Annotated in this window: 2 protein-coding genes; both read left to right on the top strand. The window is 36.4% G+C overall.

Translation table 11 applies throughout. From position 1 onward, the window contains the following. Positions 1-47: 47 nt before the first annotated feature. On the top strand, positions 48-1559 hold the full coding sequence (locus tag BN3326_RS21045) for a sugar ABC transporter ATP-binding protein (protein ID WP_070001225.1): 1512 nt from the start codon (positions 48-50) through the stop codon (positions 1557-1559). Then, a complete protein-coding gene (locus tag BN3326_RS21040) occupies positions 1549-2496 on the top strand; it encodes an ABC transporter permease (protein WP_070001224.1) in 948 nt (315 codons plus the stop codon). The genes BN3326_RS21045 and BN3326_RS21040 overlap by 11 nt, the downstream gene beginning before the upstream one ends. Position 2497 lies beyond the last annotated feature (1 nt).

The following is a 2497-nucleotide window of genomic DNA, read 5'->3' as shown; positions in this document are numbered from 1 at the left end:
TATGAACTACTCCATATTTAATAAAACAAGAATGGCTGGTATGAGATATGAATGATAATTATATTTTAGAACTACAACATATTAGAAAAGAATATCCTGGTGTTGTTGCACTAAAAGATGTTTCTCTTGAAGTAAAAGAAGGCGAAATTCTTGCACTGATAGGAGAAAATGGTGCGGGTAAATCTACTTTAATAAAAACATGTTCTGGTGCTGTAATTCCAACCTCCGGCAAAATCATTATAAATGGTAAAGAATTTACAAGTATGACACCCCAGCTTGCAGCAGAAAATGGGATAGCCATTATTTATCAGGAGTTTAATAATGTAAAAGGACTTTCGGCAGCTGAAAACCTATTTTTAGGCAATCCAATCCGTAAAGGCATTGTTGTTGATAAAAGAGCTATGGAAAAGGCAGCAGAAAAAGCTTTTTCACAGTTAAATATCAAGATCAATCCGAAGACCTTGGTGGGGGATCTTACAGTAGGATACCAGCAGATGATTGAAATTGCCAAGGCCATTCAGCAGGATGCAAAAGTTTTGATTATGGATGAGCCTTCTGCACCTCTTACAAGTGCTGAAGTTGAAAGTATGTTTAAAGTATGTGAACTTCTAAGGTCAAAGGGAGTATCCATTATATACATATCCCATAGACTTGAAGAAATATATAGACTATCAGACCGCATTGTGGTACTTCGCGATGGAGAATATATAAAAACACTCATTACAAAAGATTCTCATGTAGATGAACTCATTCATTTGATGGTAGGACGTGACTTAAAAGAATCATATCCTCCAAGATCGAACTGTATACAACAAGATGAAATACTTCTGGAATTACAGAATGTTAGCGGTAATGGAGATCATAATATAAACTTACAGATAAAAAAAGGTGAAATACTTGGACTTGGCGGCCTGGTAGGAGCCGGTCGTACGGAACTTGTACAAATGGTTTTCGGTGCGGCCAAAAAGACTGAGGGAAAGATTATTTTTAAAGGCAAAGAAATAAATCCCAAGACACCAAGAGAAGCAATTGACTATGGGATTGCCCTCGTACCGGAAGACCGTAAACGCCATGGTGCATTACTAGGTATTTCCATTAAAAATAATATTAATATGCCAATATATAAAAGAATATCCAATGCTTCTGTAATCAGTTCTAAAAAAGAAATGGACATTGCGACAAAATACAAAAATGAATTACTAATTAAAACCCCAACGCTCAATCAATTGGTTAAAAATTTAAGTGGTGGTAATCAACAAAAGGTCATCATTGGAAAATGGCTTGCTGCAAATTCAGAATTAATTATTTTTGACGAACCAACCCGCGGAATTGATGTAGGTGCTAAATTTGAGATTTACAAGTTGATGAATGAATTGGTAGAGCAAGGTAAAACCATTCTTTTGATCTCTTCAGAAATGGAAGAATTAATGGGTATGTCAGATAGAATTATCGTTTTGGCTGAAGGGCGGATCACTGGTGAATTGATAAAAGATGGGTTTAATCAAAATACTATAATGAGAATGGCATCAGCCGTTGAGGAGGTAAAGCATGAAAAGTAATATTATTCATCAATTGAAAGATAAAGCGATCTGGGTTGTATTTGCAATCATATTCATAGGTTTTTCACTGGCAAGTCCTAGGTTTTTATCATCAAACAATTTATTTACCATTGCACGTCAGGTTTCGATGCTAGGCATTGCATCTATAGGTATGACATTTGTTATCTTGATAGCTGGTATCGACCTGTCAGTAGGTTCAATTATAACACTTGTTAACATCGTAGCGGCTTATCTGATGGTAAACAGAGGCATGAGCATGACAGCTGCAGTTATTTTATCCTTAATACTTGCCGTATTAGTAGGTCTTTTAAATGGGTTCTTAATCTCTACAATTGGGATTTCTGCCATTATAGCAACTTTTGCAACACAGATTGTTTTTGAAGGGGCGTCTTACCTTATTAGTGGAGGGACACCGATTTATGGATTTGATGAAAGATTTAAGATCATCGGGCAAGGGTATATAGGACCGGTTCCCGTTCCTGTAATCATTATGATTCTTTGCTTTACACTTGGCTCGTTTGTTTTAAATAAAAGTTATTTTGGACGTTACTTCTACGCTGTCGGCGGTAATGAAGAAGCTTCTAAGCTTTCAGGGATAAGAGTAGGCTATATTAAATATCTAGTTTATGCATTATCAGGTTTATTTGCAGGACTTGCAGGGATTGTCATGTTGTCCCGTACAAATTCCGCACAACCTACAGCAGGTATAGGCTATGAATTTGATGTAATCACTTGCGTAGTACTGGGTGGTGTATCTGTTTCTGGTGGTTATGGAAAAATGTCAAATGTCGTTGCAGGGGTACTTATTATTGGTATACTTACCAATGGTATGGTTCTCTTAAACGTAAGTACATACATGCAGATGGTTGTTAAAGGTATAGTACTTGCACTTGCAGTAGGCTTTGATAGTATTCAAAAACGTCGTGTAGCGCACTAAA

Origin of the sequence: Cellulosilyticum sp. I15G10I2 (genome assembly GCF_900095725.1) — a bacterium.
GTDB lineage: Bacteria > Bacillota > Clostridia > Lachnospirales > Cellulosilyticaceae > FMMP01.
The sequence above is the reverse complement of the archived record's forward strand: the minus strand, read 5'-3'. Positions and strand labels throughout refer to the sequence as shown.

Excerpts from the sequence above, each read along its gene's own strand:
- BN3326_RS21040 (WP_070001224.1), top strand. The coding sequence starts at position 1,549 with ATGAAAAGTAATATTATTCATCAATTGAAAGATAAAGCGATCTGGGTT.
- BN3326_RS21045 (WP_070001225.1), top strand. The coding sequence starts at position 48 with ATGAATGATAATTATATTTTAGAACTACAACATATTAGAAAAGAATAT.